The organism is Pseudonocardia aurantiaca (assembly GCF_039526725.1).
Taxonomy (GTDB): domain Bacteria; phylum Actinomycetota; class Actinomycetes; order Mycobacteriales; family Pseudonocardiaceae; genus Pseudonocardia; species Pseudonocardia aurantiaca.
In genome coordinates, this window is record NZ_BAAAJG010000002.1 from 186,551 (window position 1) to 210,197 (window position 23,647).

A 23,647-nucleotide genomic window follows, 5' to 3' on the forward strand; every position below is an offset into this window, starting at 1 on the left:
GTCGACAGCCGGGAGGCTGGAGCGTAGCCTGATTGGCTGGCCGCGAACAGGTCATCCGGGAAGGAATGCGGCCCTCTCTGTGTGATGGGTGAGAAATATGCAGACCGCCGCCCGATCTCAGCAAGACACCGGGCACACCTTGGGTCGGTATCGTCATATCTGTGCGTTCTTCAACAGCGTGGAGGAACAGCGCCGCGTACTCCGCCCGTTCATCACGGAAGGGTTCGAGCACGGGCACTCGGCGTATCACTACGTTGACCCCGAGCTACGGGAAGAACACCTCAGGTGGCTTGCCGAGGCCGGCGTCGACGTGTCAGAGGCGATGGGCAGTGGACAACTGGAGGTGCGGCCCTGGCAGGACAGCCTGCTCCGCGGAGGCGGCTTCGACCTCGACCCCTGGCTGGCCTCCTTCGAAGAGGTGTTCAACGCCGCGTCGGCAGCCGGGTACAAGCAGACAAGATTCCTCGGGCACATGGAGTGGGCACTCCAAGACCTCCCGGGCGTCGAGGACCTCATCGAGTACGAGGCGCGGGTCAACTACCTGATTCCCAGGTACGACCACGCAGTGATCTGCACGTACGACCTGACGAAATTCGGCGCGAGCGTGGTGATGGATGCCTTGCGGACGCATCCGGCGGTGATCATCGGGGGGCTGCGTCAGGAGAATCCGTTCTTCGTTTCTCCTGAGGAGTTGCTGCTCGAGGTCCGGGAGCGGCGGTCAAACCACAAGATCCCGAGCGTGGGGCGCTGATCCCGATCGGGGCCGATAGCGAGATCCGCGAGCTGCGAGCCGTGCTCAGGGATCTCGTGGCGCTTTCCGCGGTGCCGACGGCGTGGGTCGGTAGAGCGCCGGCCGCCGTAGCAGCCGGACTTGCCGATGCATTGATCGACCTCATGTGGCTTGACTTCGTCTTCGTCCGGTTGTGCGTTCCGGGCAGCCCCGACGGAGTGGACATCACGCGGGGGACGGCATGGAAGAAGTTCCCGGAGTGGTTGGACAGTCATCTCGACGAGAGCGGGCGGCTCTCCGCCATGACGATCGTCCCCGATGTCGACGCCGCCGGAGAGCCGTGCCGCGGTGTAGTGATGCCCATCGGAGTGGACACCGAGGGTGGTGTTGTTGCTGCGGCGGCTGCGCAGCGCACCGAGTTCCCCACCGAGATCGACATCCTGTTGCTTCGACTGGCCGCGAATCACGCCGCGACAGCGTTTCAGAGCGCACGACTCGTCGACGACCGCAGGAGGGCCGAAGAGGAGGTCCGGAAAGCCCGGAACGACCTCGAGGTGAAGGTGGCGGAGCGGACAGCCGAACTGCGCCGGATCGAAGCCTATTTGGCTGAGGCGCAGCGGTTGACCCACACTGGTACGGCAGCCTTTGACGTCGCCACCGGCCAGTTCACGCACTCGTCCGATGAACACTCCCGCTTGTACGGCTTCGACCCTGAACGCGGAGTGCCATCATTGGAGGAGTTCCGTCAGCGCATCCACCCGGACGACCGCGCGAAGTTCGACGCGGCGCACGAGCGCGGAATCCGCGAAGCCCGGAGCATCGATTTAGAGATCCGAATCCTTCCGCCGCAGGGCGCACTGAGGTATCTCCACGTGATCTCGCATCCCCTCCTTACCACGGCCGGCGACGTTCAGGAATTCCTCGGCACCGTCGTGGACGTGACGGAGCGCAAGCACGCCGAGGAGGAACACTGGGCGCAGTTGTGGTTCCTCGAAAGCATGGACCGGGTCGACCGCGCCATCCAAGGTGCCAGCGACCTCGAGCAGATGATGGCTGATGTTCTTGACGTCGCGCTGGAGGCCTTCGCATGCGATCGAGCCTGGCTGATCTACCCCTGCGACCCGGATGCCGCCTCCCACGAGGTGCTGATGGAGCGAACACGGCCCGAATACCCTGGTGCCTTCGCCCTGGGCGTCGAGATCCCGAATGACGCGGCGATTGTCGAGGCGTTCCGAATCACGCTGGCCTCGAGCGGTCCCGTGCGGTTCGATCCCGAATCCGATTGCATGCCCCCGGCTCAGTCTGCGGCGCGTTTCAACGTTAAATCCATGATGTGCTTGGCTGTTTACCCCAAGGTGGACAGGCCCTATTCGTTCGGCCTGCACCAGTGCTCCTACGCACGGGTCTGGACGCCGCAGGAGGAACGGCTGTTCCACGAGATCGGACGGCGGCTGGCCGACGGGCTGGACACCCTGTCGATGTTTCGTAACCTGCGTGAAAGCGAGCGCAACCTCGAACGGAGCCGGGCTGAGCTCGCCGCCTCGCGCGCCAGGATCGTTACGGCAGCAGACGAGACGCGGCGCCAGATCGAGCGGGACCTGCATGATGGGGTGCAACAGCGGCTCGTCTCACTCGCGCTCGTCCAGCGGAGTGCGGAGGCGATGGTCCCGGACGAACTGCCCGAGTTGCGGGCGCAGCTGTCCCGTGTGGTGGACGGACTGACGGGCGCGCTCGATGAGCTGCGGGAGATCTCGCGCGGCATCCACCCAGCCATCCTCGCCCACGGCGGCCTCGGCGCCGCCCTCAAGACGCTTGCCCGGCGGTCAGCCGTCCCCGTCGAGCTCGAGGTGAACACCGAGACACGGCCGCCCGAACCGGTGGAAACGGCCGTCTACTACGTCGTGTCGGAAGCGCTCACGAATACCGCCAAGCACGCGCAGGCAACTGAGGTGCACGTCGTCGTCGAAGCGCGTGACGGTGTCCTCGAGGTCTCGATCCGCGACGATGGCTGCGGAGGGGCGGATCCGCACCGTGGGTCCGGGCTCATCGGCCTCACCGACCGCATCGACGCACTCGGGGGGACGATCGAAGTCGTCAGCCCCGTCGGTCAGGGGACGACGCTGCTCATCACGCTGCCCATCGAAGCGGGCCAAGGAGCGCCCTGAACAGGCCCCTCCTAGCCCAGGTCGTCGATGGCCTTCTGAATCCGTTTGATCGACACCGGGTACCGCGTGCGCATCGGGTGCGCGTAGAGGCTCACGCGGAGTTCCTCGATCATCCAGCGGATCTCGCGCAGCTCCGGGCCCGGCTCCACACCCGGCGCGAGCGCGGCCAGCTCGGCGGCGTACTCGTCGGCCACCACCCGCACCTGGGCGGTCCACTCGGCGTCGCGGGCAGGGTCGGCGCGCAGCTTCTCGATGCGCCGCTCCGCCGCCTCCAGGTACCGGGCGACGTCGGCGAGCCGGGTGGCGCCTGCCGCCGTGGCGAAGCCAGGTCCGACCAGCGCGTTGACCTGCGCCGTGAGGTCGGCGAGCCCCGCGGCGAGCACGGGTGCGCGCAGGTCGCCGAGCTGGGCCTGCACCCGGTGCCAGACGCTCAGCACCCCGCGCACGGCCTGCAGCACCTGCAAGGTGGTGGACGCGAGCCGGTCGGCGAAGAGCTTCGCCAGCCGGGCGTAACCGCGCTCGTCCCACGCCGGGCCGCCCGCGGCGGCGATCAGGGCGTCGGCGGCGGCGGTGACGCAGTCGTCGAGCAGGGCGGCGACGGAGCCGTGCGGGTTGCGCGACAGCGCGAGTTTGGTGGGGTTGTCGAGGTCGCGTTGCACCTGCCGCACCGGGCTCGGGGTGCCGAGCAGAAGCAGCCGCCGGAGCCCGCGGTGGTGCGCCGGGTCGCGTTCGGCGGCCGTCGGGAAGACGCGCACGTCGACGGTGGTGCCGCGGTCGACCAGCCCGGGAAACCCGGTGACCGTGTGACTGCCCCGACGGATGGGGTGCTCGCGGGGGAGCGTGCCGATTGCCCACGTGGTGAGCGCGGTGCGCTCGATGTCGACGCCCGCGGCGGCCAGCTCCTCCCGGACCTTGGGGGCGAGCTTGCGCCGGAGCGCGTCCAGATCGGTGCCGGTGGCGATCTCGCGGCCGGCCTCGTCGATCACCCGGAACGTGACGGTCAGGTGCTCGGGGAGCCGGTCGAGCTCCCACGCCGTACGCGGGATGTCGACGCCGCGCATGCGGCCCAGCTCGCGCTCCAGCCCGTCGAGCAGCGGTTCCTGCCCGGCCTGGAGGCGGGCGAGCACCGCGCGGGCGTGGTCGGGCGCGGGTGCGAAGAGCCGCCGCAGCTGCTTGGGCAGCGTGCGGATCAGGCCCGTGACCAACTCCTCGCGCAGGCCCGGCACCTGCCAGGTGAACGGGGTGGGGTCGACCTGGTGCAGCGCAGCCACCGGCACGTCCACCGTGACGCCGTCGGAGTGCGCCCCCGGTTCGAACGCATACGAGAGCGGCAGCGTGAGCCCGCCCGCCTCGACGTGGTCGGGGTAGGCGGTGCGGTCGACGCCGGCGGCCTGCGCGGTGCGCAGCATCTCCTCGGTGAAGTCGAGGAGGTCTGGACGACGGCGGGACTCCTTCTTCCACCACGAGTCGAAATGGCGGCCCGACTCGACGTGCGCCGGCACGCGCTCCTCGTAGAACGCGACGAGCGTCTCCTCGTCCACGACCAGGTCGCGGCGCCGTGCGCGGTGCTCCAGCTCCTCGACGTCCTCGAGCAGCTCCCGGTTGGCGTGGAAGAAGCGGTGGCGGGTGTCCCAGTCGCCCTCGACGAGCGCGTGCCGGATGAACAGCTCGCGTGCGGTCTCGGGGTCGATGCGGCCGAGGTCGACGCTTCGGCCGACGACGATCGGGATGCCGTGCAGCGTGACGCGCTCGGTGGCGACGGCGCCGGCGCGTTTGCGTGACCAGTGCGGTTCCGAATAGCTGCGCTTGACGAGATGCTCGGCGAGGGGCTCGATCCACTCCGGCTTGATCCGGGCGACGGTGCGCGCGAACAGCCGGGAGGTCTCCACCAGCTCGGCGGCCATCACCCAGCGCGGCGGCTTCTTGGCCAGGGGCGAGCCCGGGAAGATCATGAACTTTGCACCGCGGGCGCCGAGGAACTCCTTGGCCTCCTCCTGCCGCAGGCCCACCTGCGAGAGCAGCCCGGAGAGCACCGCGGTGTGGATGCGGTCGGGGTCCGGGTCGGTGTCGTTCATCGTGAGCCCGGCGTTGCGCGCCGCCTGGCGGAGCTGGGCGTGCAGGTCCTGCCACTCGCGGATGCGCAGGTAGTGCAGGAACTCCTCGCGCAGCGTGCGGCGGAACCGGTTGCCCGACAGCTCCCGGCGCTGCTCGGCCACGTGGCGCCAGAGGTTGAGGAAGGCGAGGAAGTCCGAGCCGGCCGCGTCGAGCGTCACGCCGTCGGCGGTCCACTCGCCCGCGAACCGGGCGTGCTTGGCGTCTGCGGCCTGGCGCTGCTCGGTGGGCCGCTCGCGCGGGTCCTGCACGGACAGCGCGGCGGCGATGACGAGCACCTCGCGCAGACAGCCGTTGCGGTCGGCCTCCACGAGCATGCGGCCCAGCCGGGGGTCGACGGGCAGCGCGGCGAGCGCCCGCCCGACGGCAGTGAGCTTCCGGTCGGTCTCCAGGGCGCCCAGCTCGTGCAGGAGCGCGAGGCCGTCGCCGACAGCCCGGGAGTCGGGTCGCTCGACGAACGGGAACTCGGTGAGCTCGCCGAGGTCAAGAGAGATCATCTGAAGGATGACCGACGCGAGGTTGGTGCGCAGGATCTCCGGGTCGGTGAACTCGGGGCGCGCGTCGAAGTCGTCCTCGGCGTAGAGGCGGATGCAGATGCCGTCGGCGACGCGCCCGCAACGGCCCGCGCGCTGGTTGGCGCTGGCCTGCGAGACCTTCTCGATGGGGAGTCGCTGCACCTTGAGTCGCCGGGAGTACCGGGAGATGCGCGCTGTGCCCGGGTCGATCACGTAATGGATGCCCGGCACGGTGAGCGAGGTCTCGGCGACGTTGGTGGCGAGCACGACCCGCCGCCCCGGGTGTGGGGCGAAGACCCGCTGCTGCTCCGCGGTGGACAGGCGGGCGTACAGCGGAAGGATCTCCGTGTTGCGGAAGTCGCGCTTGGCGAGCGCATCGGCGGTGTCGCGGATCTCCCGCTCGCCGGGGAGGAACACGAGAATGTCGCCGTCTCCCTCGCGCTGCAGCTCGGCTACGGCGTCGCTGATGGCGTCGAGCTGGTCGCGGTCGGGGTCGGCCTCGGGGTCGTCGGGATCGACGATCGGCCGGTAGCGGATCTCGACGGGGTAGCTGCGCCCGGAGACCTCGACGATCGGCACGTCGGTGCCCAGTGCCTGGGAGAAATGGCCGGCGAAGCGCTCGGGGTCGATCGTCGCCGAGGTGATGACGACCTTCAGGTCGGGGCGGCGGGGGAGCAGCTGCGTGAGGTAGCCGAGGATGAAGTCGATGTTGAGGCTGCGCTCGTGGGCCTCGTCGATGATCAGCGTGTCGTACTGGCGCAGCATCCGGTCGCCGGTGAGCTCCGCGAGCAGGATGCCGTCGGTCATCAGCTTGACCAGCGTGTTCTCGCCGACCTGGTCGGTGAACCGCACCTTCCAGCCCACGAGGTCGCCCAGCTCGCTGCCGAGCTCCTCGGCGATGCGGGCGCCGACCGTGCGGGCGGCGAGGCGGCGCGGCTGGGTGTGGCCGATCATCCCGCGCACACCGCGGCCCAGCTCCAGGCAGATCTTCGGGATCTGCGTGGTCTTCCCGGACCCCGTCTCGCCGGCGACGATTACGACTTGGTGGTCGCGGATCGCGGCCGCGATCTCGTCGCGGCGGGCGCTGACGGGCAGCGCTTCCGGGTAGCGGATGGCCGGAACGGCGGCGCGGCGGGCGGCGACTCGCTGCTCACCGGCCTCGAGCGCGGCGGCGACGCCGGCCGCAGCCTTCGTGCGCGCGTTCGCGTCGCGGGTGCGGCGGGCGGTGTCGAGCCTGCGTCCGATGCGGTGCTCGTCGAGAAGCGAGAGGGAGGCCAGCCGGTCGGCCAGCGCGTCGATGTCGGCGTCGGCGACGGGAGGCAGCTCGCCGTCGGTGGCTGCGGCTACCGCGGGCGTCTCGGCCCCGCTGCGGCTGCGCGGCCTGCGACGGCGCGGCCTGCGGGGGCGGGACGGGGTGTCGGAGCTCCCGCGGCCCGGGCGGTCGGCGCCGTCACGCGCCGCCTGCCCGCCGTGCGTGAGGTGCGCAGCTGCGGCGCCGTCGCGGGAGGGGACGGCGCCTGCGGGCGGCTCGAGCGGCGCGGAGCGCGCGTCAGCGGCACGGGTCGCGGGAGAGGACATCGTGAAAGGAGTCTGCCTGGAGTGAGGGCTCAGACCGAGCGCAGGGTGGGCACGATCTCGTCGGCAACCGGATCGTCGGCGGCCGGGTGCTCGACGAGTGCCAGGACGCGGTTGGAGAGGAAGCGCGCCGTGCGCACGGTGCTGCCGCCGCGGGTGGTCTCGCTGACCTCGATCACGCCGCGGCCGTGGGTGACGTTCACTCGCCGCCCCGCGCGGGTGGCCACGACGTTGTACGTGCGCGTGGTGCCGCTGCCGGCGTCGATGACGATCTCTACGCGGTCGCCCTTCATGACAGGTCCTCAAGGTTGTGGAGGTGGATGTCCGAGCCGGACGCCGGTCGCCTCTCGGCGGAGCGCACCCCGTGGGGCGGCAAGTCGTGAGACCCGGGACTTGTCACATCAAGTGCCGAGGATCCCCCGGCTCGGACACCTGATTCAACCACTCCTACCAGCGGGTTGTTCCCGAGTTTCGGAGTGGATGTAGAGGAGGGCGGCGCTGTCGGGGCAGCGCCGCCCAGGCGGCCGCGTCGCTCGGCGGCGGGAACGCCGGACGCGGCAGGTGGGAGAAGGGCGGCGCTGTGGGGGGCAGCGCCGCCCTGGCAGCCGCGCCCGGCGGCGGGAACGCCGGGCGCGGCAAGTCTGTGAGGGCAATTCTGTGGGGCAAAGACTGTGGGGGCAGAGCGCCGCTCAGGCGGCCGCGCGCGGCGCTGAGGCCGGGCGCGGCAGAGTGGATGGGAGCGTGTGGGTGGGTGGGATGGGTGTCCGGACCAGGCGCTGGTCGCCTCGCGGCGAGTGGCACGACACGGCTCCAGCCGCACTGGTTTTCCGTGAAGGCTCTTAATTTGTGAGACCCGGGGACACAGGTCGCCCGGTCCGGACACGGGTATTAACGGGCCACCCCGCCAGATGATTCCCCCGGCGCCGCGCAAAACCCCGCGCCGCCGCCGGCGTCCGGATCTGCGCTGGTCAGCTCCGCAACGCCGCCAGCACCCCGTCGGTGAACGGGGGCCAGGCCTCGACCGCCCACGGGCCGAAGTCCCGGTCGGTCAGCGCCACGCACGCCGCCCCGGCGTCTGGATCGACCCACAGGAACGTGCCCGACTGGCCGAAATGCCCGAACGTGCGCGGTGAGCTGTGCGCCCCGGTCCAGTGCGGCGACTTGCCGTCGCGGATCTCGAACCCCAGCCCCCAGTCGTTCGGCTTCTGCCGCCCGTAGCCGGGCAGGATCCCGTCGACGTCCGGGAAGGCGACCGTGGTGGCCTCCTGCAGGGTCGAAAAGTGCACCAGCTTGGGCTCTTGCAGCTCGGCGGCGAACCGGGCGAGGTCTGCGACCGTGGACACGGCGCCGGCCGCGGGGGAGCCGTCGAGGCGGGTGTCGGTCATGCCGAGCGGGGCGAGCACGGCTTCGTGCAGGTACTGGGCGAACGGCATCCCGGCCGCCGCGGCCACCGTCTCGCCGAGTGCCTCGAAGCCGGTGTTCGAGTAGATCCGGCGGGTGCCTGGTTGTGCCTGCACGGCCGCGTCGGCGAACGACAGCCCGGACGCGTGCGCGGCGAGGTGGCGGACCGTCGATCCCTCGGGACCCGCCGGGGTGTCCCATTCGACCGCGCCCTCCTCGACGGCCACGAGCACCGCGTACGCGGCGAGCGGCTTGGTGACCGAGGCCAGATAGAAGACCCGGTCCGTCTCGCCCGCGGTGGCGAGCACCGTGCCGTCCGCGGCGACGACGGCCGCCGCGGCGTGGTCGACGGGCCAGTCGAGGACGGCGCCGACGGCCGTGGTCAGCTCACTGGGCTCAGGCATCGCCGTACACCGGGATCGCCGCGCCGCTGATCGGGGCCGCGTCGGGGCCGCAGAGGAACGCGATCACCTTCGCGATCGCCTCGGGTGCGACGGCCCGCGCCACCTGTTCCGACGACATCCATGCACGGTTGGCCGGGGTGTCGATGATCGAGGGCAGCACAGCGTTGACGCGGATCCGCTGGGGCCGCAGCTCGTTGGCCAGCAGCGTCGTCAGCCGGACGACCGCGGCTTTGCTCACCGTGTACGCCACGGGGCCCGGTCCGGTGAGGGCCGGGCGCGAACTGACGGTGACGATCGACCCGCCACCGCGCTCGGCGAACCGCGGGGCGGCCGCCTGTGCCGTCCACAGCACGGACTCGAAGTTGGAGCGCCACATCGAGTCGAGCTGCTTCTCGTCGACGTCGGCCAGCGCGCCGGGGGCGAACCCGCCCGCGAGTCCGACGAGCGCATCCGATGTGGCGGGCAGGGCATCGATCTCGGCGAACGCCGCCTGAACCGCGCCCCGGCTGGACAGGTCGACGGCGACGGCGTGCACACCGTCCTGCTCGGCGAGCGCGTCGAGCCGCGCACCCGGCCGACCCAAGGCGACGACCGGGCGGCCGGCCCCGAGGAACTCGGTGACGACCGCATGGCCGAGGGGGCCGGCAGCACCTGTCACGATGACTGCGTCCATCCGGCCATCCTGCCTCTCGGGTGGAATGCTCGCCCGGGTGGCACGGGCATGGGTGGGGACCTCGGGGTGGCGCTACCCGCCGTGGCGCGGCACCTTCTTCCCCGAGGGCCTCGCGCAGCGTCGTGAGTTGGAGCACCTGTCGGGCCGGGTGGACAGCATCGAGATCAACGGGTCCTTCTACTCGTTGCAGCGCCCGGAGAGCTACCGGTCTTGGGTGGCCGAGACGCCCGACGACTTCCTCTTCTCAGTAAAGGGCGGCCGCTTCATCACCCACATGAAGCAGCTGCGCGACGTCGAGACGCCGCTGGCCAACTTCTTCGCATCCGGCGTGCTCGGCCTCGGGCCGAAGCTCGGGCCGGTGCTGTGGCAGCTCCCGCCGCGGATGCGGTTCGACCCCGACCGGCTGGCGGAGTTCCTCACGATGCTGCCGCGGAGCACGGGCGCGGCTGCCGAGCTGGCCACCCGGCACGACGAGCGCATGGACGGGCGCGCGCTCACACAGATCGACGCCGACCGGCCGCTGCGGCACGCCCTGGAGGTGCGGCACCCGACGTTCTGCCGGCCCGAGTTCGTCGAGTTGCTGCGGGAGCAGGAGTTGGCGCTGGTCGTCGCGGACACGGCGGGGACGTGGCCGCACCTGGAGGACGTGACCGCGGACTTCGTCTACGTGCGGCTGCACGGCGACACCGAGCTCTACACCAGCGGGTACACCCCGGACGCGCTCGATGAGTGGGCGGAGAAGGTGCGCGCGTGGCGGGCCGGTGAGGCTCCGACGGGGGAGTTCACGGTCGCGCCCGAGGCGCCGCGGCGCCCTGAGGGCCGTGACGTGTTCGTCTACTTCGACAACGACGCGAAGGTGCACGCCCCGTACGACGCGATCGGGCTGGCGGAGCGTCTGCGCGCGGGTTGAGCGGACGGCGATCGGGTAACGGGACGGAGTGCAGTCGACCACCGAGCAGGAACGCCGCGACGAGATGGCAGCCCGCGTGTCCGAGCTCGCCCGCCGCCACAACATCACCGTAGCCGTCGCCGAGTCGCTGACCGGCGGAAACGTCGCCACCGCCCTCGCCGCCGCGAAGAGGGCGAGTCAGTGGTTCCGCGGGTCGCTCGTGGCGTACGCCAGCGAGGTGAAGCACGAGGTGCTCGGTGTGCCCGAGGGCCCGGTGGTGAGCGCCGAGGCCGCCGAGACGATGGCTACCGGCGTGCGCAAGCTGCTGCGCGCCGATGTGGCGGTGGGGGTGACCGGCGCCGGAGGCCCGGAACCTCAGGACGGGCAGCCGCCGGGCACGGTCTTCGTCGCGGTGGACGATGGCAGCGAGCGGCGGGTCCAGCACCTGTCGCTGCAGGGGGAGCCGCCGGAAGTCGTGATCAAGGCGGCGGCCAAGACGCTGGAGATGCTGGTGGACCGCCTGGAGGCGAGAACCTGACCGTCCGCTGACCTGCCCCGGGTCTCACAGGCTCTGCCTGGGATGGCGCGCCCGCCCCCCGCGATTGCCTGACCGGGAGACGTGGCCCGCGCCTTCCAGGCTCTGCACACACATACGCGTCCACCCACTCGCGCGCGGGCCGTGAGATGCACACCTGAGCTGTTCGACCTTGGCTTGGGTGCTCTCGTGCGCATCTCACGGGTCGGGGCGGTGCGTATTTGTGTGCAGAGCCTGGGATAGGACGACACACTGCTCGGAACCACCGACACGTCAAACCTCGTCCGGTACCTCGAGCGCTTCCCGGAGGAGATGGGGTTGACCGAGGACGACCCGGACGCCGTCCTCGACCGCTACTGCACCCGCGACTTCGAGCATTGGAACGACGGGATCCGGCTCGACCGCGAGCGGCTCATCGCCCACGCCCGCCCGGCCCGGCGGAACGCGGTCGACGTGCGGGTCGAGGTGCACGACGCCTTCGTGGCCGGCGACCGCGTGGCCGCCCGCTACGCGTTGCGGGCCAGCCTGCGGAACGGCCGGGTCGTGGCGACCGAGATCTGCATGATCGGCCACCTCGCACCCGACGGCAGGCTGCGGCGGATCGATTCGATCACCCGCACCCTCTGACTGGAGGACCTCGCATGGACGCACGCCGCACCCTGCTCGCAGCGGCACGGCTCGGGACCGCGCACTGGCTGTTCGGCAACCTCTATGAGGAAGTCGTCGACATGCCGGGCCGGGTCGCCGACGGGCCGCGCGACGGCGGCCTCCTCGGCCGCAGCAGCCCCGTCCGCTACTACATCCCCGCCGCGCCACTCACGTTCGCCGCCACAGCGGCGTCCGTCGTCAGGGGGTGGGACCGCCGGGAGGACCGGCCGGTCCTTGTGGCGGCCGGGGCGCTGACGGCGGTCGGGGCTGCGATCACCGGCTACCTCGTCCGGACCGTCGTCGTCCGGCTCTTCGACGACCAGCTCCCCGCAGTAGAGCGGGACAGGCTGGTGGCGCGCTGGCACCGCGCGAACCGGGTGCGGCTGCTCGCTGCCGCGGGCGCTGGGCTGGCGTTGCAGGCCGTGGGCAGGAGGGGCTAGGAGCGCGCTGACAAGCTGGCCCGCTGACAGCCTGGGATGGCAGGCGGGTCCGGCCGCAATTGCCCTCCTGTCACCCCCGAACGCGGCTCTGCTGCCCCGCCCACTCCCGCTCCCGCAGCTCGAACTTCTGCACCTTGCCCGTGGAGGTCTTGGGCAGCTTCTCGACGAACTCGACTTCCCTCGGCGCCTTGTACCGGGCGATCTTCGACCGCACGTGCTCGATCAGCTCCGGCGCGGTGGCCTCCTCCCCGTCGACCAGCACGACGAACGCCTTGGGTCGCTCGCCCCACTCCTCGTCCGGCACGCCCACCACGGCCACCTCCAGCACCGCCGGGTGACTGGCGAGCGCCTGCTCCACCTCGATCGTCGAGATGTTCTCCCCGCCCGACACCACCACGTCCTTGGCCCGGTCGCGCAGCTCGACGTACCCGTCGGGATGCAGCACGCCGAGGTCACCGGAGTGGAACCAGCCGCCTTCGAACGCCTTCTCCGTGGCCGCCGTGTCGTCGTAGTAGCCCAGCATCACGTTGTTGCCGCGCATCACGACCTCGCCCATCGTGGTGCCGTCGGCCGGCACGTCGTTCATCTCGCTGTCCACGACCCGCATCCACTCGGCGCACAGCATCCCGACGCCCTGGCGGGCCTGCTTGCGGGCGCGGTCCTCAACGTCGAGGTCGTCCCAGTCGGGCTGGTACTGGTTCACCGAGTACGGCCCGTAGGTCTCGGTGAGCCCGTACACGTGCACGATCCGGAAGCCCATCCGCTCGGCGTGCGCGATGGTCGTCGGGCTCGGCGGGGCGCCTGCGGTCGTGATCGTGATCGGCCGCTCCAACGGCGCCGCCGCCGGCGATCGCAGGATCATCGTGACGACCGTCGGCGCGCCGTTGAGGTGCGTGACGCCGTGCTCGGCGATCAGCCGCCAGATCACGTCCCCCCGCACTTCGCGCAGGCAGACGTGGGTGCCCCCCACCGCGGTGACGGCCCACGGAGTGCACCACCCGTTGCAGTGGAACATCGGCAGCGTCCACAGGTAGACGCTGTCGAACGTGTGGCCGGAGTGCACCACCTCGCCGAACGAGTTCAGGTACGCCCCGCGGTGCGAGTACTGCACGCCCTTGGGCCGGCCCGTGGTGCCGGACGTGTAGTTGATCGAGATGCAGCTCGTCTCGTCCTCGACCTCCCACGGCAGCGGCGTGTTCCTGCCCCGGGCGAGCAGGTCCTCGTAGGTGACGCCGCTGCCGGTGGCGTCGCCGGGGACTGCCGGGTCGATCACGGTGATGACCTCCTCGACGGTCTTCAGTCCGCGGGCGACCGGCGCCACCGTCGGGTACAGCGCCGCGTCCACGATCAGCAGCTTCGCCCCGGAGTGGTCGAGGATGTAGCGCACCTCCTCGGCGGACAAGCGCGTGTTGATCGCGACGAGCACCGCCCCCGCGAGCGGCACCGCGAAGTGCGCCACGAGCATCTCGGGCACGTTCGGCAGCATGTAGGCGACCCGGTCACCGCGCTGGATGCCGGAGCCGCGCAGCGCGTGGGCCACCCGCGTGACTTCGGCGGCGAACTCTTCGTAGGTGTGCCGCCGCTCGCCGTAGACGATCGCCGTGCGCGCGGGGAAGACCTCCGCGGAGCGGCGCAGGAACGCCAGTGGAGTCAGCGGGGTGTTCCAGACGGTCATCGGCTTCTCCTCGCGCGGGCACCGCAGGCTCACGATCCTGAGTGCTGCTCGCGCCCCGGGCAACCTCCCGCCGTCACTCCTCCTCGTTCGTGCCCCGCTCGCGCAGCTCCCGCATCTGACGGCGCAGGTCATCGAGGCTCCACCGGAGGTGCCCGCTCGGGAGGACGATGGTCGGCCTCAGAAGGCCGTCCCGGGCGTAGCGACCGAGGGTCGTCCGGTCGATGCCGAGGATCTTCGCCGCCTGGGAGGTGGTTACCAGCTCCTCGCCCTTCGATGCCTCGGCCACCCCTGCACGCTAGGTGCTACAACCGCCACGAACGACACGTCATCGTCAAGTGACGCAAACACATCTTGCACCGCAGTATCCGCGTCTGCATCAGTTTGCCCTACAGTTGGCCCGTGCTTCTCGCCAAGCCGATGCGGCTGTGCGCGCACGGCCGCTACCTGCTCTACCTCACCCGCGACGGGGGCAAATGGTGCTTCTGCGACGTCCCGGTGGACCCCGCGTACAGGCACCTCGACGACCGCATGGAGGGGATCCGTGCGAAGTGGGAGGCGCTGGGCCGGGCGAAGGAGTGGGCCGATGGATGACGGGCCCTGGACGCGGTTCGTCGCCGAACTGTCGAGGCAGCCGACGGTCATCGAGACGCTGTTGTCGGCGCACGTGCCGACTGCGGAGGGGCTGTGCCGGGGATGCACGACACCCGGTCAGGGCACAGCTCAGAAGCCGTGGCCCTGCGCCCTCTGGATGGTGGCTGACGCGGCTACCCGGATGCCTGGAAAGCCACGTTCATGACCGCTGACGCCCTGATGTGGCTTCCAGTCGTTTCGGTCAGGATGCGTCGTCGCTGCGCTCAGTCGTCGACCAGCTTGATGGCCGCCCGCGGGCAGCTCATCACGGCTTCCTCGAGCTTGGGACGCAACTCCTCGGGAGGGTTCTCGTCGAGGATGTAGAGGAAGTCGTCCTCACGCACCTCGAACACCTCAGGCGCGATGCCCATGCACACGGCGTTGGACTCGCACAGATCGAAGTCGACCACGACCTTCATGCCGACATCGTCCCCTCCCATGGCCCCGCGCGGTAGTCAGGGCTCCCTCACGACTCGGGCGTAGGCGACGACGTTGTCGCGGTAGTGGCCGGTGGCCGGGTCGAACGCACCGCCGCAGGTGATGAGCCGCAGCTCGGGGCTCGCGGTGTTGCCGTACACGCGGTCGCTCGGGAACTGGTCCTTCGGGTAGCTCTCCACGCTGTACGTGCTGAACACGGCTGTGGTGCCGTCGGCGCGGGTCACGCTGACCTCGTCGCCGGGGACGAGGTTGTCCAGCCGATTGAACACTCCGGGCACACCCCGGTAGTCGACGTGCCCCGCGATCACGGAAGGACCGGTCGCGCCGGGCGTCGGCCCGAGCGTGAACCAGCCGGCGGTGCCGGCGTCAGGTGGTACCTCCAGCGCGCCCCTCGGGTCGAGGCCGAGCGCGAGCAGTGGGCCCGTGCGCACGTCGATGGCCGGGACGGTGAGCGCGACCGGGTCGTCGGGGGAGAGCGGCGCCGGTACGGGCCGGGGCCCGGCCGGGTCCGGTGCGGGCTCGGCCACGGGCCCGGTGGGTGGCACGACGGCCCGCGGTGCAGCGTGGTGGTCCGGTGGCGCGGTCGGCGGGAGGGACGTGCCGCACCCCACGAGGAGCACCACCGGCACGGCCCAGATCGCGCCTGCCCAGCGCCTCGGTCGCCCGCTCACAACTTGGGCGTTCCCCCGGTCGCCACGCCGCCGACCGGGACGACCGCAACCTGGTTGCCCTCGGTGCCGAACTGGTCCTCGCACGCGATGCCGTCGTTGTCGGCGTCGAGCCGCTCCGGGTCTCCGGGGGCGCTGACGAATGCGACCTGGGCGTCGGCCTGGGTGGCGAAGTCGGGGCAGTCGCGGTCGACGGCCGGCGCCTCGACGGTCGTGGGGGACGTCGAGGAGGACGGCGTCGTGGGTGTTGCGGTCCCGGATTCGGCCACCGCGCCGACGTCCGACTCGTCGACGTCCGGCACGTCGCTGGGTGTCGTGTTCGGCCGCAGATTCGTCGGTGTCGTGGTGCTGGTGTCGTCCACGACGTCGGACGTGCTGGTCGTGTCTGCCCGCCGCGGCAGCGACTCGCACGCCACGCCGTCCGCCGGTCCGTCCGGGCCGCCGTCCAGCCCGTGCGGGTCGCTCTTGTCCTGGTCGAGCAGCTTCTGGGCGTCCTCCTGGTAGGCGAAGTCGCTGCAGCCGACGTCCTCGAAGGCGATTGCGGTGCCGGCCATGGCCACGACGATCGCGGCGCTGAGCGCGGCGGCAACCGCGGCGATGCGGGTCGAAACGGCCACAGCAGGTCCTTCCGGTGATCAGATGCGGCCGTGGAACGAAGGTCGGCCGCTCTATCAGGCCTTTCTGCTTCCGCCAACGTGGTGTTACGAGTCGGTCACCAGTTGCTCCATCCGGCCGTGCCCGAGCAAGCGAATGCCCGGTCAGCCGCGCCTGCGTCGGAGCAGCGCCATTAGCTCGTCCAGCAGCGTCGGCGTTACCGCGACCGTGGACGCCGAGCGAGTGGTGTGGGAGTTCCCGTCCAGGTCGACGATCACCGCGCCGGCCTCGCGGGCCACCGCGACCCCCGCCGCGGTGTCCCACGGCAGATTCGTCTGCATCACGGTTGCGGCGATCCGGCCGTCGGCCACCCAGACGAGATCGACGGCCGCCGAGCCGAACATCCGGATCCGCTGCACCGAGGCGGCGAGCAGCTCGGTGGTCCGCAGCCGTTCCACGTTCTTCTGCGAGGCGTCGGCGCCGACGGCGTAGTCACCCAGTGCGACCACCGCGTCGGCCAGCCGGTCGGCGTCGCGCGCCGCGGCGATGCGGTCGCCGTCCCGGTACGCGCCGAGGCCGTCCACGGCCGAGTAGCGCAGCCCGAGGAACGGGAGATCGATCACGCCGAGCACCGACCGGTCGCCGCGCACCAGCCCGAGCGAGACGGCGCACAGCGGCACGCCGTGCATGAAGTTCACGGTGCCGTCCACCGGGTCCAGCGCCCACACCAGCTCGGCGTCGTCCGCGCCGAAACGCCCGTCCTCCTCGCCGAGGAAACCGACCTCCGGGGCCTCGGCGAGCAGGAACTCCCGGACGGCCCGCTCGACGGCGTAGTCCACCTCGGTCGCGGGGTCCCGGTCGCCCTTGGCCGTGACCGTTCCGGGCGCGCGGTTCCGGACGACTTCGCTCGCCCTGGCGACGGCCTCGAGCGCGATCGGGAGGAGCTCCTCCGGCGTGGGCACCGCCTACGCCCGGCGCAGCACCGGACGCAGCGCGTCCAGCACGGCCGGGTCGTCGATTGTGCTCGGCACCGGTTCGTCGGCGCCGTCTGCGATGCCGCGCATGGTCTTGCGGAGGATCTTCCCGGAGCGTGTCTTGGGCAGCGCGGGCACGACTGCCACGTCCCGCAGCGAGGCGACCGCACCCACCTGGTCGCGCACGAGCTGCACCAGCTCGGCGCGCAGCTGCTCCTCGTCCACCTCGACGCCCGCCTTGAGCACCACGAAGCCGCGCGGGATCTGCCCCTTCATCGCGTCGGCCACCCCGATCACCGCGCACTCGGCGACCGCCGGGTGGGATGCGAGCACCTCCTCCATCCCGCCCGTGGAGAGGCGGTGCCCGGCCACGTTGATCACGTCGTCGGTGCGGCCCATGACGTAGACGTAGCCGTCCTCGTCGAGGTGGCCGCCGTCGCCCGTGAGGTAGTAGCCGTCGAACGCCGACATGTAGGAGGCGACGAAGCGCTCGTCGTCGTTCCAGAGCGTGGGCAGCGACCCCGGCGGCATCGGGAGCTTGACGACGATCGCGCCGTCGGTGCCCGGCTCGACCGGCCTGCCGGAGGTGTCGAAAACCTGCACGTCCCAGCCGGGCAGCGGGCGGGTGGGGGAGCCCGGCTTGATCGGGAGCAGCTCGATCCCGGCCGGGTTCGCGACGATCGGCCAGCCGGTCTCGGTCTGCCACCAGTGGTCGATCACGGGGATGCCGAGCAGCTCGGACGCCCAGCGGTGGGTCTCGGGGTCCAGTCGCTCGCCCGCGAGGAACAGATACTTCAGTCCGGAGATGTCGTACTGGCGCGCGAACTCGCCGTCCGGGTCCTCCTTCTTGATCGCCCGGAACGCGGTCGGTGCGGTGAAGACGCTCTTCACGCCGTGCTCGGCGACCACCCGCCAGTACTGCCCCGCGTCCGGTGTGCCCACTGGTTTGCCCTCGTAGAGCACGGTCGTGGCGCCCGCGAGCAGGGGCGCGTAGACGATGTAGGAGTGCCCGACGACCCACCCGACGTCGGAGCCGGTGAAGATCGTCTCGCCCGGTCCGACGTCGTACAGGTTGGGCATCGACCAGGCCAGCGCCACCGCGTAGCCGCCGCCGTCGCGCACCACGCCCTTCGGTTTCCCGGTCGTGCCGGACGTGTAGAGGATGTAGAGCGGGTCGGTCGCGCGCATCGGCACGCAGTCGGCGGGCTCCGCGGCGGCGACGGCGTCCGCCCAGTCCACGTCGTCGGGGCCCATCGCCGCCTCGGCCTCCGGACGCTGCAGGATCACGCGCTTGCCCGGCTTGTGCTCCGCCAGCTCGACTGCCTTGTCCAGCAGCGGCTTGTACTCGATCACCCGCTTGCCCTCGATGCCGCAGGACGCGGAGACGATCACGCTCGGCGCGGCGTCGTCGATCCGTACCGCGAGCTCCTTCGGCGCGAATCCGCCGAAGACGACGGAGTGGATCGCGCCGATGCGGGCGCAGGCCAGCATCGCGATCGCCGCCTCCGGCACCATCGGCATGTAGATGACCACCCGGTCCCCGCGGCCGACGCCGAGGCCGGCCAGCACACCCGCGAACCTCGCCACCTCGTCACGCAGCTGCCGGTAGGTGTACGTGCGCTGCGTGCGGGTGACAGGGGAGTCGTAGACGAGCGCGGGCTGGTCGCCGCGGGCCTCGACGTGCCGGTCGAGCGCGTTGTGGCAGACGTTGAGCTCCCCGTCGGGGAACCAGCGGTAGAACGGTGGGCGCGACCCGTCGAGGGCGCGGGTCGGCGGCACGTGCCAGTCGATCGCCTCCGCCGCCCGGAGCCAGAAGCCCTCCGGGTCGTCCGTGCTGGCGCGGAAGATGTCCTCGTACTCGCCCACGCGCTTGGCCTCCTCGCCCCGCTGCCTGTCCTCGTCGAGACAGTAGGCGGAGTAGGAGTCGGGCGCAGGATCGTGCGCCGCGTGGGCGATCTCCACCTGCCCGGGTGGCGAGGGCGGGCCCCATGACCGCACAGCCCGGCGACGCTCGACGGAACGTAGCCGTCACCACCCGATCGGCCGACTACCGGAAGTGGCACGCCGCTCGTTCCACATTCCGTAATGAGATGCCTACTCAACGTCTTCACGGGGTCGCGGCCCGCGCACTGGCTGCCACCGGGCCTCGCGGTACCGGTGGCGCTCGCCTGCACCGTTGGGCTCACGGTCGCGATGGGCGGCGCCGCGGCGCAGGCCGGTCCGGCGGCGGCGCCGGCATGCTCACCGGCATGGGTGACGGCGTGGGAGGCCGCGACGCTGCCCGCCCCCGCTGACCCGTCGCTCGAGGGTGCGACGCTCCGGATGGTCGCGCGTCCCCAGGTCGGGGGGTCCGAGGTGCGCGTCCGGCTCTCCAACGCGTTCGGGGAAACGCCGCTGCAGGCCGCCGCGGTCACGGCCGCCGGGCCCGACGACCGCACGCGGCCGGTCCGGTTCGCGGGCCGCGACGAGGTGACGATCGCGCCGGGCTCCGACGTACTGAGCGATCCGGTTCCGCTCGCCGTCGAGGCGGGGCACCCGCTGGTGGTCGGGATGCACCTGCCGGTCGTCCCGGACGTGCTCACGCAGCATGCGGTGGCCCTGCAGACCTCGTACGTCTCGCGGGCGGGCGGGACCACGCCGGTGGACTCGTGGCTGGTGCTCACCGGCGTCGACGTGCTCGCGGCACGCCCGGTCAACGCCGTGGTGGCGGTCGGCGACTCGATCACCGACGGCGTCGGCAGCGACCCGGACGCGGACCAGCGCTGGACCGACGCCCTCTCGGCCCGGCTCGCGAGCCGGGGCGGGGCAGCCGCGATGGCCGTGCTCAACGCGGGGATCTCCGGCAATCGCCTGCTCGGCGACGAGGCGCCGCTGCGCCGGTTCGACCGGGACGTCGCCGCCGCGGCGGGCGTGTCCGACGTCGTGCTGCACATCGGCACGAACGACATCGCGACCGGCCGGGGCGCCGTGGAGATCGTCGCCGGGATGCAGGGGTTTGCCGAGCGTGCGCGGGCGGCCGGCAAACGCGTGTTCCTGACGACCGTGACCCCGTCCGACGCCGGGCTCCATGGGACGCCCTCGGCGGTCGCGGTCCGCGAGGCGGTCAACGCCTGGGTGCTCCGCCACGGGAACGAGCACGCCGACGGGGTGTTCGACTTCGCCGCTGCCGTCGCCGACCCGGCGCGCCCCACCCACCTGCTCCCCGAGTACGACTCCGGCGACGGGCTGCACCTCTCGCCCGCCGGCTACCGGGCGCTCGCCGCGGCCGTCGAGCCCGCGCGGCTGAGCGGCAGTGCGTGCCTCGCGGACACCGCACCCGTCCGGGTCCGGCTCACAAACGGCTGACCTCCGCAAAAATCTCGCAAAGAATCAGCTGTACGTCTGTACAGCTGGCTGTACAGACGTATTGTCGGCGTTGTGGCAGACCGAACCGACGACCTCACCGCCCGCGCCCGGATCCGGGACGCGGCCATGGCCGAGTTCGCCGCCCGTGGCGTCAGCGGCGCCACGATCCGCGGCATCGCCCAGCAGGCCGGGGTCTCGCCCGCGCTGGTGCAGCACCACTTCGGAACGAAGGAAGGGCTGCGGGCGGCGTGTGACGCGTACGTCCTCGACTACCTCCGCGCCGGCGTCAAAGAGGGCATCGACGGCGGCCAGATCGGGGAGGTGGAGTTCCTCGCCGCCATCTACCGATCGGCGCCGCCGGTGCTGCGGTACCTGGCGCGGGCGCTCGTCGACGGCTCGGCGGCCGCAGCCGCCGTCTTCGACGAGATCGTGGCGCTCACCGAGCAGTACCTCGCGGGCGTCCCGGCGCAGTCGGACGCGCACACCCGCGCGGTCGTCTTCACGGCGATGCGGCTGGGCCTGACCGTGCTGCAGGAGCACGTCTCGCGCGGGCTCGGCACCGACATGCTCTCGCCGGAGGGCAGTGCCCGCGTCGGCCTCGCGACGCTCGACGTCATCGCGCCGCAGATCATCCCGGACGGCGCCGCCGACCAGGTCCGCACCGGCCTCGCCCGGTACACGCGGGAGCATCAAGGAGAAGAGGAGCGATGAGCACTGCCATCGTGGCCAGAGGACTGGTGAAGACCTTCGGGAGCACCAGGGCGCTGGACGGGCTGGACCTCGAGGTGCACGCGGGGGAGGTGCACGGGTTCCTCGGGCCGAACGGCGCAGGCAAGACCACGACGATCCGCATCCTGCTCGGCCTGCTGCGGGCCACCGCGGGCGAGGTGCGGCTGCTCGGCCGCGACCCGTGGGCCGACGCGACCGCGCTCCACCGCAGGCTCGCGTACGTGCCGGGCGACGTCACGCTCTGGCCGACGCTGACCGGCGGCGAGGTGATCGACCTCCTCGGCAGGCTCCGGGGCGGCGCCGACCGCGGGCGCCGCGACGAGCTGCTGTCGCGCTTCGAGCTCGACCCGACCAAACGCTGCCGGACCTACTCGAAGGGCAACCGGCAGAAGGTCGCGCTTGTCGCGGCGCTCGCGTCGGACGCCGAGCTGCTGGTGCTGGACGAGCCGACATCCGGGCTGGACCCGCTGATGGAGGCGGAGTTCGGCGCCGCGATCGGCGAGGAGCGCGCCCGTGGCCGCACGGTGCTGTTGTCGAGCCACATCCTGTCCGAGGTCGAGACGCTGTGTGACCGCGTCAGCATCGTCCGCGCCGGCCGCACGGTGGAGTCCGCGAGGCTCCCCGAGCTCCGCCGGGCCCGCCGCACGGTCGTCAGCGCCGAGCTGGCCACGCCGCCTGCGGGACTCGACAGCCTGCCCGGCGTGCACGACCTGGAGATCGCGACCACCGCCGACGGCGCAGCGGTCACGTGCCGCGTCGACGCCGAGCACCTCGACGACCTGCTCCGTGCGTTCGCCGCGGCCGGGGTGCGCAGCCTCGCCAGCCGACCCCCGTCGCTGGAGGAGCTGTTCCTCGCCCACTACCGGCAGGACGTCCCGGTCGGGGCGGCGAGATGACCGCCGCGGTCGCCCGGCACGCCATCGTCCCCAGGCGCGAAGCTGCGTTCGCCGGCACGCGGGAACTGGTCCGGCTGATCGTGCGGCGCGACCGGGTCGCGCTCGGACTCTGGGTGATCCTCATGGCCGCCCTGCCCACGGGGCTCGTGTCTGCCGTGGAGCAGGGTTATCCGACCGAGGCCGACCGCGTCGCTTTCGCGGCGGGCGCGGCCGTCAACCCCGCCGAGCTGGCCACCCGCGGCCCGGTGTTCGCGGCCACCGTCGGCGGGCTCACCGCGTGGACGATCGCGTCGTCGGCGGTGCTGCTCGGGGGAGTCGTGAACATCCTGCTGGTCGTCCGGCACACCCGGGCGGAGGAGCAGGCGGGCCGGCGCGAGCTGGTCGGCGCCGGCGTCCTCGGCCGGTACGCCCCGCTCGCGGCTGCCCTGGTCGTCGTGACGGTCGGGAACCTCGCGATCGCGGCGCTGGTCACCGCGGGGCTGGTGGCGGCCGGGCTGCCCGCGGCCGGGGGCGTGGCGCTCGGCCTGGCGATCGCGGCGGGCGGGCTCCTCTTCGCCGCGGTCGGGGCGGTGGCAGCGCAGGTCGCGGAGGGAACGGGCGCGGCCAACGGCATCGGGTTCGCGGTGCTGGGCGTGCTGTTCGCCCTGGCCGCGGCGGGCGAGGTCTCCCGGTCGTGGCTCGTGTGGCTCTCACCCTTCGGATGGTCCCGGCGCGTGCAGGCGTTCGCGGGGGAGCAGTGGGCCGTGTTCGGGCTGTTCGCCCTGGCGACGGCTGTGCCCGTCGTTGCGGCCTTCGTGCTGTCCGCGCGCCGGGACGTCGGGGCCGGGCTGCTGGCGGCCCGGCCGGGGCCGGCGACGGCCGCGCGCGGGCTGCGCAGCCCGATCGCGCTGACCTGGCGGCTCGACCGCGGCGGGATCCTCGCCTGGACGGCCGGGCTCACGCTGCTCGGCCTGCTGCTCGGGGCCGCGATGGCCTCGATCGGCGACCAGCTCGACACTGCGGCGTTCCGTGACCTGACCGGCACGCTCGGCGGCGGCGACCCGGCCGAGGTCTTCTTCCGGTTCATCCTCTACGTGCTCGCGCAGGTCGTGACGGCGTTCGGGCTGGCGACCGTGCTGGAGATGCGGGGCCAGGAGACCGGGGGTCTGGCCGACGCGGTGCTCGCCACACCGGTTCGCCGCGCGCGGTGGGCGATCGGACAAGTCGCCGTCGCGGCGACCGGCGTGGTCGTCGGGCTTGCCGGGCTGGGACTCGGCGCCGGTGTCGGCTACGGCACCCCGCTCGCCGTGATGGGGACGACGCTGGCGTACGCGCCGGCCTGCCTACTGTTCGCCGGCCTCGCCGTGGCGCTGTACGGGTGGGCTCCTCGGCTCGCCGCCCCGCTCACATGGACGGTGTTCGGCCTGGTACTGCTCCTCGACCTGGTCGGGGAGTTCGGCCTGGCCGACGCGTCGGTGCTGGGGCTCTCGCCCTTCGTCCGTACGCTCGGGCCGCTCACCGTCGGCAGTGGGCTGGCCGGAGCGCTGCTGGTGATGTCGCTGATCGCCGTGGCGCTCGTCGCCGTCGGGCTGGCCGGCCTGGCCCGGCGCGACCTCGACTGAGACCGAGCAG

22 protein-coding genes are annotated in these 23,647 nt (G+C 71.8%); 11 read left to right on the forward strand and 11 right to left on the reverse strand.

Annotation, left to right across the window (positions count from 1 at the left end; translation table 11 throughout):
* Positions 1–97 precede the first annotated feature (97 nt).
* On the forward strand, positions 98–751 hold the full coding sequence (locus tag ABD143_RS02795; RefSeq protein ID WP_343970728.1) for an MEDS domain-containing protein: 654 nt from the start codon (positions 98–100) through the stop codon (positions 749–751).
* 41 nt (positions 752–792) lie between these two features.
* The gene (locus tag ABD143_RS02800) at positions 793–2,895 is read left to right on the forward strand and encodes a PAS domain-containing protein (RefSeq protein WP_343970731.1); all 2,103 of its coding nucleotides are present in this window, start codon (positions 793–795) and stop codon (positions 2,893–2,895) included.
* A gap of 11 nt (positions 2,896–2,906) precedes the next feature.
* On the opposite strand, the gene hrpA is transcribed toward ABD143_RS02800, so the two are convergent.
* The 4 genes from hrpA to ABD143_RS02820 all read right to left on the reverse strand — a co-directional run bounded on the left by hrpA (position 2,907) and on the right by ABD143_RS02820 (position 9,575).
* Entirely contained in the window at positions 2,907–7,100 is a 4,194-nt protein-coding gene (gene hrpA / locus ABD143_RS02805) for an ATP-dependent RNA helicase HrpA (protein WP_343970734.1), read from the reverse strand.
* 29 nt (positions 7,101–7,129) lie between these two features.
* A complete protein-coding gene (locus ABD143_RS02810; RefSeq protein ID WP_343970737.1) occupies positions 7,130–7,390 on the reverse strand; it encodes a hypothetical protein in 261 nt (86 codons plus the stop codon).
* Positions 7,391–8,065: 675 nt separating this feature from the next.
* Positions 8,066–8,902, reverse strand: a complete 837-nt coding sequence (locus ABD143_RS02815) for a serine hydrolase domain-containing protein (RefSeq protein WP_343970740.1) — start codon at positions 8,900–8,902, stop codon at positions 8,066–8,068.
* Positions 8,895–9,575 (reverse strand): SDR family NAD(P)-dependent oxidoreductase, encoded by a 681-nt coding sequence (locus ABD143_RS02820; protein WP_343970743.1) that lies wholly within the window; start codon positions 9,573–9,575, stop codon positions 8,895–8,897. Before ABD143_RS02820 ends, ABD143_RS02815 begins: the two co-directional genes overlap by 8 nt.
* A gap of 25 nt (positions 9,576–9,600) precedes the next feature.
* Here ABD143_RS02820 and ABD143_RS02825 point away from each other — a divergent pair, with 25 nt between their 5' ends.
* From ABD143_RS02825 to ABD143_RS02840, 4 genes are all read left to right on the forward strand, one after another.
* Positions 9,601–10,485 carry a DUF72 domain-containing protein gene (locus ABD143_RS02825; protein ID WP_343971613.1) on the forward strand — a complete coding sequence of 295 codons (885 nt, stop codon included), beginning with the start codon at positions 9,601–9,603 and terminating at the stop codon, positions 10,483–10,485.
* 28 nt (positions 10,486–10,513) lie between these two features.
* Entirely contained in the window at positions 10,514–11,002 is a 489-nt protein-coding gene (locus ABD143_RS02830; protein ID WP_343970746.1) for a CinA family protein, read from the forward strand.
* Positions 11,003–11,251: 249 nt separating this feature from the next.
* Positions 11,252–11,626, forward strand: coding sequence for a nuclear transport factor 2 family protein (locus ABD143_RS02835; protein WP_343971616.1), 375 nt, complete (start codon positions 11,252–11,254; stop codon positions 11,624–11,626).
* Between the two features lie 14 nt (positions 11,627–11,640).
* A complete protein-coding gene (locus ABD143_RS02840; RefSeq protein ID WP_343970749.1) occupies positions 11,641–12,087 on the forward strand; it encodes a DUF1772 domain-containing protein in 447 nt (148 codons plus the stop codon).
* Between the two features lie 70 nt (positions 12,088–12,157).
* Here ABD143_RS02840 and ABD143_RS02845 read toward each other — a convergent pair whose 3' ends face one another.
* Positions 12,158–13,762, reverse strand: coding sequence for an acyl--CoA ligase family protein (locus tag ABD143_RS02845; protein WP_343970752.1), 1,605 nt, complete (start codon positions 13,760–13,762; stop codon positions 12,158–12,160).
* A 73-nt stretch (positions 13,763–13,835) separates the two neighbouring features.
* On the reverse strand, positions 13,836–14,048 hold the full coding sequence (locus ABD143_RS02850) for a helix-turn-helix domain-containing protein (protein WP_343970755.1): 213 nt from the start codon (positions 14,046–14,048) through the stop codon (positions 13,836–13,838).
* A 113-nt stretch (positions 14,049–14,161) separates the two neighbouring features.
* On the opposite strand from ABD143_RS02850, the gene ABD143_RS02855 reads away from it, so the two are divergent.
* Positions 14,162–14,353, forward strand: a complete 192-nt coding sequence (locus ABD143_RS02855) for a hypothetical protein (RefSeq protein ID WP_343970758.1) — start codon at positions 14,162–14,164, stop codon at positions 14,351–14,353.
* Positions 14,354–14,616: 263 nt separating this feature from the next.
* Here the strand turns inward: ABD143_RS02855 and ABD143_RS02860 are convergent, their stop codons facing one another.
* From ABD143_RS02860 to ABD143_RS02880, 5 genes are all read right to left on the reverse strand, one after another.
* Positions 14,617–14,832, reverse strand: coding sequence for a ferredoxin (locus ABD143_RS02860; RefSeq protein ID WP_343970761.1), 216 nt, complete (start codon positions 14,830–14,832; stop codon positions 14,617–14,619).
* A 15-nt stretch (positions 14,833–14,847) separates the two neighbouring features.
* On the reverse strand, positions 14,848–15,501 hold the full coding sequence (locus ABD143_RS02865) for a class F sortase (protein ID WP_343970764.1): 654 nt from the start codon (positions 15,499–15,501) through the stop codon (positions 14,848–14,850).
* A complete protein-coding gene (locus ABD143_RS02870; RefSeq protein WP_343970767.1) occupies positions 15,498–16,115 on the reverse strand; it encodes an excalibur calcium-binding domain-containing protein in 618 nt (205 codons plus the stop codon). Before ABD143_RS02870 ends, ABD143_RS02865 begins: the two co-directional genes overlap by 4 nt.
* A 141-nt stretch (positions 16,116–16,256) precedes the next feature.
* A complete protein-coding gene (locus ABD143_RS02875) occupies positions 16,257–17,054 on the reverse strand; it encodes an inositol monophosphatase family protein (protein WP_343970769.1) in 798 nt (265 codons plus the stop codon).
* 3 nt (positions 17,055–17,057) lie between these two features.
* Positions 17,058–18,932, reverse strand: coding sequence for a propionyl-CoA synthetase (locus ABD143_RS02880; protein ID WP_343971619.1), 1,875 nt, complete (start codon positions 18,930–18,932; stop codon positions 17,058–17,060).
* A gap of 219 nt (positions 18,933–19,151) precedes the next feature.
* Between ABD143_RS02880 and ABD143_RS02885 the strand changes: the two genes are divergently transcribed.
* From ABD143_RS02885 to ABD143_RS02900, 4 genes are all read left to right on the forward strand, one after another.
* Entirely contained in the window at positions 19,152–20,411 is a 1,260-nt protein-coding gene (locus ABD143_RS02885) for a GDSL-type esterase/lipase family protein (RefSeq protein WP_343970771.1), read from the forward strand.
* A gap of 72 nt (positions 20,412–20,483) precedes the next feature.
* Complete coding sequence (locus ABD143_RS02890) at positions 20,484–21,122, forward strand: TetR/AcrR family transcriptional regulator (protein WP_343970773.1); 639 nt, start codon at positions 20,484–20,486, stop codon at positions 21,120–21,122.
* Positions 21,119–22,036, forward strand: coding sequence for an ABC transporter ATP-binding protein (locus tag ABD143_RS02895; protein WP_343970775.1), 918 nt, complete (start codon positions 21,119–21,121; stop codon positions 22,034–22,036). The genes ABD143_RS02890 and ABD143_RS02895 overlap by 4 nt, the downstream gene beginning before the upstream one ends.
* Complete coding sequence (locus ABD143_RS02900) at positions 22,033–23,637, forward strand: ABC transporter permease (protein WP_343970777.1); 1,605 nt, start codon at positions 22,033–22,035, stop codon at positions 23,635–23,637. Before ABD143_RS02895 ends, ABD143_RS02900 begins: the two co-directional genes overlap by 4 nt.
* Positions 23,638–23,647 lie beyond the last annotated feature (10 nt).

What these genes read in the sequence shown, in the direction of transcription:
- ABD143_RS02885 (WP_343970771.1), top strand. Translation starts at nt 19,152, where the DNA reads ATGAGATGCCTACTCAACGTCTTCACGGGGTCGCGGCCCGCGCACTGG.
- ABD143_RS02895 (WP_343970775.1), top strand. Translation starts at nt 21,119, where the DNA reads ATGAGCACTGCCATCGTGGCCAGAGGACTGGTGAAGACCTTCGGGAGC.
- ABD143_RS02900 (WP_343970777.1), top strand. Translation starts at nt 22,033, where the DNA reads ATGACCGCCGCGGTCGCCCGGCACGCCATCGTCCCCAGGCGCGAAGCT.
- ABD143_RS02815 (WP_343970740.1), bottom strand. Translation starts at nt 8,902, where the DNA reads ATGCCTGAGCCCAGTGAGCTGACCACGGCCGTCGGCGCCGTCCTCGAC.
- ABD143_RS02825 (WP_343971613.1), top strand. Translation starts at nt 9,601, where the DNA reads ATGCTCGCCCGGGTGGCACGGGCATGGGTGGGGACCTCGGGGTGGCGC.
- ABD143_RS02860 (WP_343970761.1), bottom strand. Translation starts at nt 14,832, where the DNA reads ATGGGAGGGGACGATGTCGGCATGAAGGTCGTGGTCGACTTCGATCTG.
- hrpA (WP_343970734.1), bottom strand. Translation starts at nt 7,100, where the DNA reads ATGTCCTCTCCCGCGACCCGTGCCGCTGACGCGCGCTCCGCGCCGCTC.
- ABD143_RS02810 (WP_343970737.1), bottom strand. Translation starts at nt 7,390, where the DNA reads ATGAAGGGCGACCGCGTAGAGATCGTCATCGACGCCGGCAGCGGCACC.
- ABD143_RS02845 (WP_343970752.1), bottom strand. Translation starts at nt 13,762, where the DNA reads ATGACCGTCTGGAACACCCCGCTGACTCCACTGGCGTTCCTGCGCCGC.
- ABD143_RS02840 (WP_343970749.1), top strand. Translation starts at nt 11,641, where the DNA reads ATGGACGCACGCCGCACCCTGCTCGCAGCGGCACGGCTCGGGACCGCG.
- ABD143_RS02795 (WP_343970728.1), top strand. Translation starts at nt 98, where the DNA reads ATGCAGACCGCCGCCCGATCTCAGCAAGACACCGGGCACACCTTGGGT.
- ABD143_RS02820 (WP_343970743.1), bottom strand. Translation starts at nt 9,575, where the DNA reads ATGGACGCAGTCATCGTGACAGGTGCTGCCGGCCCCCTCGGCCATGCG.